Source organism: Negativicoccus succinicivorans, assembly GCF_018373335.1.
GTDB lineage: Bacteria > Bacillota > Negativicutes > Veillonellales > Negativicoccaceae > Negativicoccus > Negativicoccus succinicivorans_A.
In genome coordinates, this window is sequence record NZ_JAHAHH010000060.1 from 1 (window position 1) to 7,882 (window position 7,882).

Genomic DNA, 7,882 nt, shown 5'->3' on the forward strand with positions numbered 1-7,882 from the left:
GAAATAAACTAATTCGGCCCCCAAACGCTCCAAATATTGTAAGCTGGTCGGATAATAGAAGGAAAAGGCCGCATCATGCGCTACGGCAATCTTTACCTTTATCGGTTCATCGATTTCCTGTCGCAATTCGATACTAAGATCCGATGCTTGTTCGGCCACGGCTCGCAAACGATCCAAATCAATGGATTCGTGCATGACCTTCGCCATCTGCTGAATCACAGAAGTCGGATCGGTTTCCGTCACCGGTGTCAATCCCAAGTGCCGTTCCGGTGTTTGGAGTAAATCATTACGATGAATAATACCTAAGACCGGAATCCCCAGCTGTTCAATACTTTCTCGTACCATCTCAGCATGCTTCGGGGAGCCGACCCGATTGACGATTACGCCTGCCAACCGAACGTCCGGGTCATAATTTTTATACCCAAGAGCAATCGCACCGGCACTTTGTCCCATCGACTGCACATTAATAACCAGTATGACCGGCGCCTGCAAGCGTTTCGCGATAGCGGCCGTACTGCTGATACCGGCAGATCCTCCATCGTATAGGCCCATGACTCCTTCAATGATTGAAAGCTCTGCGCCCTCACTTAACCGCGTAAAATTCTCCGCCAGTTTTTCCTCCGGTACCAACCAGGTATCAAGATTATATGAATCTCTCCCGGACGCCAGCGCATGAAAGCCGGGGTCAATATAATCCGGCCCTATTTTAAATGGCTGAACAGCATGTCCGGCCCCGGCCAATGCCGCGAGTAAACCGGTTACGATCGTAGTTTTTCCTACGCCGCTATTCGTCCCGGCTATCACCAATCGTGGTCGGTGAAAGGTTGCCATTAGTGACTCCGTTTCGCTAAAATCGTCGATAAATAATTCAGCTTCGCATCTTCAGGCAACGCACGTAAATCACGATATACAACCTCATCCGGCAGACCCGCACGCGAAATCATAATCGCATCATCAATTAAGTTGTATTTTTCCATCAGCTTTTTAATTATCGGCCAAGTTTTATAAACCTTCATAATAACCAAGCTGTCGCTGACCGCAATGACACGTTCCAATTTTTCCGCATCCGCAGTACCGGGTAAAATGGTAATAACGTCTTCCTGATCGCCGACCGTCCGTCCGATATGAGAAGCAATCGCCAAAAAAGCCGGGATGCCCGGAATGGTTTCGATGGGATATTCCGTTTTCTTCAATGCTCTAAAAATGTACATATAGGTACTATACAGCATCGGATCGCCGAGAGTTAAAAATGCTATATCCTTACCTTCGGCCAACAATCCGGAAATAATTTTACGATTTTCCTCCCAGGCTCTCTCCTGAACTGTCATGTCCGGAACCATCGGAAAAACGATTGGGATAACTTCTGTTGATTCTTTGATAAAAGGCTTGGCAATTTGGTAAGCAACCGAATCGGTTTTCTTTTCCGTTTTCGGTACAATAATCACGTCGACGTGCTCCAATGTCCGTACCGCTTTGACTGTTAAAAATTCTGAATCGCCGGGTCCTACACCAATTCCATATAATGTTCCTGTTCTCATACTAACCCCCAACCCATTTTAAATAATAGAAGGAATCGCCGGCCGCCCATGTGAGCGTCCGCGATACCGTTCACCGATAGCATCATCCAAGTGCTGCATATACAGCTTGAGTATATCTTCAATTTGGCCTAACGGTTGCCAATCTTCTTCCACAATAAAACCGTATTCTGCCAACTTTTGAACAACACTTTCTTCTTCTTTGCTGAAGATATCCACGCTCACGTGTTCACCCGCATGGAAAAAGAGGGGTTTAACATGAATTTTACGAATTCCCGCAAAACGCATTTGCTTTGCCGCTTCACGCCATTCGGGAAATCCCTCCAGGGTTCCTATCCAGACATTATCGTACCCCAGCTGATTCGCTTTAAGTTGTAATGCTGAATAAACCGCCTGCGCAGGATGATTAGTCCCATGCGCTAACAGTAAAAGACCTTCCTGTGGTGCGGAAGGAATCGCATCCTTAAGGGTCTCTAAAAGTAATTGATAGTCATCCGGGCGCTCACCTTGTTGACCGATAAAATACAGCAAAGGTCGACCGATTACCAAGCGTCGAAAAACAAGGTCTGCTTTCCATTTGTACACCAGTTGCATTACTTTCGAGTATTCTGCCCCCGGAATAATATGCAAAGGCTGATATGCTACCTCGCGATACCCTTCCGATGCCAAGTGGTAAAACATGGCACGTTCACTGTAAAACTTTTCTCCCTCTTGTTTCGATATTCGGTCGATGACAATCCGACTGGTAAAGGCGATATATACATCCCAATCCGGATATGCCTGTTGCGCCAAGCGCTGCATATGTTTCAATGTGCGCTTACGTTCTTCTGTTAGCGTAGTACCAAAACTCGTCAGCACAATCGCTTTGTCATTCATCATGTCCCTCCAAAATCTTCTACCCTGTCATCTATTTCCATTGTGTTATTTCATTAGTTACTTTCCGAGTCGGCAACTCTGCCGGCTCAAAGTGCACCACAATTCATACCGTACTGACTTCCGGCATTAGACAGGTAGTATGGTTTTGACGCCGTGCAATGTATATATTACCAATCCATATAATACCATTGTCATGCAAGCGATGCGAATTACAATTTCCAGTGTGAACACTCTATCTCAAACTAAAGTTCACACGCACACGAGATTGTGTTTCAACCGGGGATCCGTTAACCGTCCCGGGCGCAAAGCGCCATCGATATACGGCATCCACCGCCGCCTGATCCAACGCTGCATTTCCTGATGATTCGGCTACCCATGCGCTCGTTACGGATCCTTGCGCTCCAATTACCAATCCTACACCTACGGTGCCTTCAATATTGGCTCGACGGGCGGATTCCGGATACTTCGGGTCAGGAGCGGAAAGTATTGATGGGCTTGTAGGCGGCGCAGTATTTGAACCCACGCCGGAGCCTGCACCTGATCCGGTCCCCGAACCGACACCGGATCCGCTTCCGGAGCCGATACCACTACCCGTACCGCTACCTATGCCCGATCCACGTCCGGTTCCCTGCCCTGTGCCGAAACCGGATTGTGAGCGTCGAACACGGTGCTTTCGCGTCGGCTTTGCCGGGGATTGTTCCGGCGTCGATGCGTAAGCATCATGAATTGGCGCTTCTACACTTTCGTCATTACTTTCTTCTGTGCTTTCCCAATCACTATATGCATCTAAATCATCCGGAAATGTCGACGCGTCCTGCGCGGCAATATCCGAACCGCCGCCACCGCCGCCACCGCCACCCGGGTCGTAAATCTCAACCATAACAGGATCGAGAGATACGTGCTCCGGCATTGGTGCAAAGTGAATCGCAACTCCGAATAACGCAAAAACAATCGCATGCGTCAGAAGAGATCCAATTATAGGCTTGCCCCAGCCCTCATTTTCACCATAATACATAACGACCTCAAGGTTGCGGCGCAACCGGCGCCGATTTCGCTCCATCGGTAGCGATACCAATGCGCGAAATTCCTGACAGCTTTACCTGATCCAAAACATACGTAAAGCTATCGTATTGCGACTCTGCATCCGCGCGTACCAAGATCGCCAGTTGCGGATTTCTGGTTTTCTCAACTTCAATACGTCGCCGCAAGTCCTCTGCATGTACCGGTTCCTGTTCAAAATAAATAGTGCCATCTTTTTTTATACTGATCGGCACGGTGGTTTCCATGCTCACTTTAGCGGATTGCGTCTTGGGCAAAGACAGATCCACTGATTTTTGAACAACCATGGTAAGCATACTCATCATAAAAAATACAAGCAAGAAAAAGATGATATCGATCATCGGGATAATCATCAGCTTCGGCTGCTTGCTTACCCGCATTTCTCTAAGCTTCATTCGGCTCACCGTCCACATGGGCCAGGTAAACAGATGCTAAACGTTCCATATCCGAAACAAGATTATCTAAGCGATGTGCCAAATACGTATGCACAACCAGTGCTAAGATCGCTACCAACAAGCCGGTTGCTGTTGCTATCAGTGCTTCCCCGACACCGGCAGTAATAGCAAAAGGCTGTCCTTCAGAAACGGATAAAATACTGAATGAGCTAATCATCCCGGTTACTGTGCCCAATAATCCCAATAGCGGAGACATTGTAACGATGACATCCAAATAATTTAAATAGTTGCGCAATAAAGATGCGCCATGGGCTGCGCTGCCTTCGACAACGGCCGTTTGGCTGGCACCGGTGTGAAGATGCCCTACTGCATCACGAATCGCCATCGCCGGAAATCCGCCATCTTCATCCAAGAGCTGCATCAAACCGCTGATATCATTTTGATGCAGCAGAACCGGAATTTCTTCGACTAATTTTGGAATATCCGATTCTGCTTTTTGGTAATAGCGGAATCGTTCGATTCCGATTGCGATAACTAAAATCGAACACAGTAGCAAAGGATACATTACCAAGCCGCCTGCATGAAATAAATGAAGTGCTTCACTCATACTTTTCTCCTTCCTCTTCTCATTTTATGATGAGAATTTTCAAAACACAAAACTATAAAGTTTATAATAAATCACAATATCAAAATACCATAGTTAACGATTGATGTAAATGCATCCCCATCATTTTCTTGCAATGAACCTGAACTATTCCGGATTTTGTGCAAGTGTTGAATGGACTCTCCTTCATCTTTAAAACTCCGATTCGCATGAATGAGATACCCGTCGCCAACACAACTCCCGGTGATTCAGCTGAATACAATCCAAAAGGTTACAAAAGTTCAGAATCGGTAGATTGCATTCCCTGCCACCACAAACTTTTATATGGTCCTTTGAATCATCTTGTAAATAAAAGCGCGAAAAAGCAACACTTTAACAGACGTGCCGCTTTTTCGCATTTTTAATGTTGGTAGTGATCTTGCACAATTCGTAATACTTTTTCATCCGATAAATCTTTGACGTGATAATAGGTCGCCCCCATGGAAGATGCCAATTTTTTAGCGATTCCCATGCTGATGAAATCGGTTTCGGTATCAATGACCACCATGGCTGCTCCGGTACGACGTAACTTTTCTCCCAGTTCGATCGCCTCATCTACCGGGTTACCGCCCGAAAGCGAAGAGGTTGCCCGGCCGTCAGTTACTAAGAGAAATACCGGTCGTACTTCCGGATCCTGAAATTTCAATTGTGCAAGCACGGCAAGCGACATTTCAAGCGCAGCCGCCAACGGTGTTTTACCGCCCGTAGGTAATTCCTTCAGAGCTTTTTGTGCCAAATCAATACTACGCGTCACGGGCAATAAAAGTTCCGCCGTATTGCGCCGAAATGTTATCAGACCTATGCGATCACGCTTTTGATAGGCTTCTTGTAAAAGGCCGTAAATGGCTCCTTTTACCGCTCCCATGCGATGCCTTGCTCCCATCGATCCCGATGCATCCACACAAAACAAAAAAACGGTTCCGGTGCGTTTTTCACGCACCTTCTGACGTAAGTCATCCTTTTCGAGAGCAATGGCCAAGCCGTGTTTTTCTCGTTGCTTTTGGTACGGCGCGGCAGCACGAATGGTCGCATCTAACGCAAGGTCGGTCACCTCATGGGCCATCGGCACGGCGCGAATGTATCGTCCCTGTTTTAAATCCGTCTTCGTTCGCTGCCGTTTCCCCGAACCTTTACGCTTAAAACGATCCACATTCATAGTGACTTGCAGCTGTAACGCCGAAAACGCTTTATTGATATCTTCCCAAGTTTCCGGCGGCAGCGGCATTTGTGGATTCGGCGGCGTATCGGCTTCCTGGGAGTCGTCATCATTTGTATCAAAGTCGTTATCTTCCGGTAGATTGGATGGAGGCGGCGGTAATTCTTGTGCATCATTCTGCGGCGGTATATCCGCAGAATCCTCAGATTGATCCGGTGGTGGCGGTGGTTGTTGCTCCGGCTGTTCCTGTGGTGCATGTTCGGGTTGATGCATACGATGCGGCAACACAAAATACGCCGCTCGTTCCATGTCATCGGGAATCAAGAAATTGCGGCCGGCAAGAGCCGCTACCGCTTTCGTCGCTTCCAGTAAAATAATGTCCCCGCGATGACCGGCAAGCCACGCATTTTCACTATATACAGCCGCCAACTGCAGCATAGGCGCCGGCACCTCCATTTGCGGAATGATGGCTTGTGCCGTCATTACTTTTTTGCGCAACTTTTCGGTTTCTTCTGCATAGCGTTTTACAAAGGCGATGCGATCTTTTTCGTACGCTAAAACGCGACGAACAATCTCCTGTCGTTTGGCAGGATCGGTATCCGCCTGTGCATTGACAAACATCCCGAACCGATCCAAAAGCGCATCACTCAACGTTCCTTCTTCGGGGTTCATAGTGCCAATCAGCATAAAGTCTGTCGGGTGCGAATAGGAAAGTCCTTCGCGTTCGATTTTATTTTCATGCGTTTCATGAACCTGCAGGATCGCCGCCAAAAGGTCGCGCCGCAGAAGATTGATTTCATCGATGTATAAAATTTGTTGATCCGCATTAGCAAGCAAACCGGGCAAAAATATGCGTTTACCATCGGCTAGCGTTTTTTCCAAGTCAATATGACCGAAGACACGATCTTCCGTTGCGGAAAGCGGTAATTCCACCAAAGCTTGCTCAGTTAGTGCCATTGCGGAACGCAGCAGTGTGCTTTTCGCTGTCGCCTTAGTTCCGGAAATCAGCAAGCCTCCGATCTTCGGATTGACTAAAGCCAGGAGAATGGCTTCTTTTACATCATCCTGACCGACCACGGCAACAAACGGATAGATATAAGGATAGCTCATGACGCTTGGCCGTTTAAAACCTGATCAATCACGGTAAAATCGATACCTGTTTCTTCAAACGGTTTACGGCGCATACGGTGCGGCAAAACAAGTTCGGCCGCTGCCTTCAAATCCGCCAATGTCACTTCGCTGCGACCATCAAAAGCGGCCATCGTCATTGCGGTTTTGAGCATCGTAATATCGGCTCGATGACCATCAACGTCTAACGCCACGGAAAGTTCTGCTGTTTTCGCCAGCGCTTCATCGGGAACTTGAACAGTAGGCAAAAGCACACGGGCACGGTGAATTTTTTTCTCCAATTGCTTTTGTTCTTCCGCGTATTCTTCCGCAAATTTTTCCGGATCCGCTTCATACGCCAGGCGACGTTTAATAACCTCTACACGTTGCTGCGCATCGTGTTCGCCAACAACTTCAACAGAAAGCCCGAAGCGATCCAATAGTTGCGGACGAATATCACCTTCTTCGGGGTTCATCGTACCGATTAAGACAAATTTAGCCGGGTGCGACATGGAAACGCCTTCGCGTTCTACGGTATTAACCCCCATTGCCGCGGCATCCAACAATACGTCAACAACATGATCATCCAGCAGATTGATTTCATCCACATACAAAATATTTCGATTAGCATCTGCCAAAATGCCCGGCTCAAATTTCTTTTTGCCTTGCGAAATAGCATGTTCTAAATCCAATGTGCCCACTACACGATCTTCCGTCGCATTGACCGGCAATTCAACTACTTTCATGCGTGTTTCATAGGTTGCAAGAGTTTCGCCCGCAGCCTGCCGTTCCATACAGTCACTGCAGAAAAGCCCCGGTTCTTCCGGATCACAACGGAACTCGCAATCTTTTACCGCATCAATCGGCGGCAAAACATCGGCCAATGCACGAACTGCAGTAGATTTTGCCGTACCTTTTTCTCCTTTAATAAGAACTCCGCCGATCGCAGGGTTAATGGCATTTAAAAGCAACGCCTTTTTCATGCGTTCCTGGCCTACAATAGCAGTAAATGGGTAGTTTTGACGTTTCATACGACAACTCCTTTGTGAATAATATCTTTCTGCTCTCGATGAATAAATATTTTCTTTAATATATTGTTTTTGATTCACTT

The 7,882-nt window shown here is 47.3% G+C and carries 8 protein-coding genes; all 8 read right to left on the reverse strand.

Annotated elements, in window-relative coordinates; all coding sequences use genetic code 11:
• Window positions 1-831, reverse strand: an 831-nt coding sequence (locus KH813_RS05180; protein WP_303994105.1) for a cobyrinate a,c-diamide synthase, incomplete at its 3' end; no start/stop codon positions are given.
• Window positions 831-1,538 carry a precorrin-2 C(20)-methyltransferase gene (cobI, locus tag KH813_RS05185; RefSeq protein WP_303994108.1) on the reverse strand — a complete coding sequence of 236 codons (708 nt, stop codon included), beginning with the start codon at window positions 1,536-1,538 and terminating at the stop codon, window positions 831-833. The genes cobI and KH813_RS05180, both read right to left, overlap by 1 nt.
• A gap of 18 nt (window positions 1,539-1,556) precedes the next feature.
• Complete coding sequence (locus tag KH813_RS05190; RefSeq protein WP_303994111.1) at window positions 1,557-2,414, reverse strand: sirohydrochlorin cobaltochelatase; 858 nt, start codon at window positions 2,412-2,414, stop codon at window positions 1,557-1,559.
• A 229-nt stretch (window positions 2,415-2,643) separates the two neighbouring features.
• Complete coding sequence (locus KH813_RS05195; RefSeq protein ID WP_303994113.1) at window positions 2,644-3,291, reverse strand: energy transducer TonB; 648 nt, start codon at window positions 3,289-3,291, stop codon at window positions 2,644-2,646.
• Window positions 3,292-3,433: 142 nt separating this feature from the next.
• On the reverse strand, window positions 3,434-3,865 hold the full coding sequence (locus tag KH813_RS05200) for a biopolymer transporter ExbD (RefSeq protein WP_303994116.1): 432 nt from the start codon (window positions 3,863-3,865) through the stop codon (window positions 3,434-3,436).
• The gene (locus KH813_RS05205; protein ID WP_303994119.1) at window positions 3,855-4,472 is read right to left on the reverse strand and encodes a MotA/TolQ/ExbB proton channel family protein; all 618 of its coding nucleotides are present in this window, start codon (window positions 4,470-4,472) and stop codon (window positions 3,855-3,857) included. Before KH813_RS05205 ends, KH813_RS05200 begins: the two co-directional genes overlap by 11 nt.
• Before the next feature lie 397 nt (window positions 4,473-4,869).
• On the reverse strand, window positions 4,870-6,774 hold the full coding sequence (locus KH813_RS05210; protein ID WP_303994122.1) for a VWA domain-containing protein: 1,905 nt from the start codon (window positions 6,772-6,774) through the stop codon (window positions 4,870-4,872).
• Window positions 6,771-7,802 carry an ATP-binding protein gene (locus tag KH813_RS05215; protein WP_303994125.1) on the reverse strand — a complete coding sequence of 344 codons (1,032 nt, stop codon included), beginning with the start codon at window positions 7,800-7,802 and terminating at the stop codon, window positions 6,771-6,773. The genes KH813_RS05210 and KH813_RS05215 overlap by 4 nt, the downstream gene beginning before the upstream one ends.
• Between the last annotated feature and the right edge of the window lie 80 nt (window positions 7,803-7,882).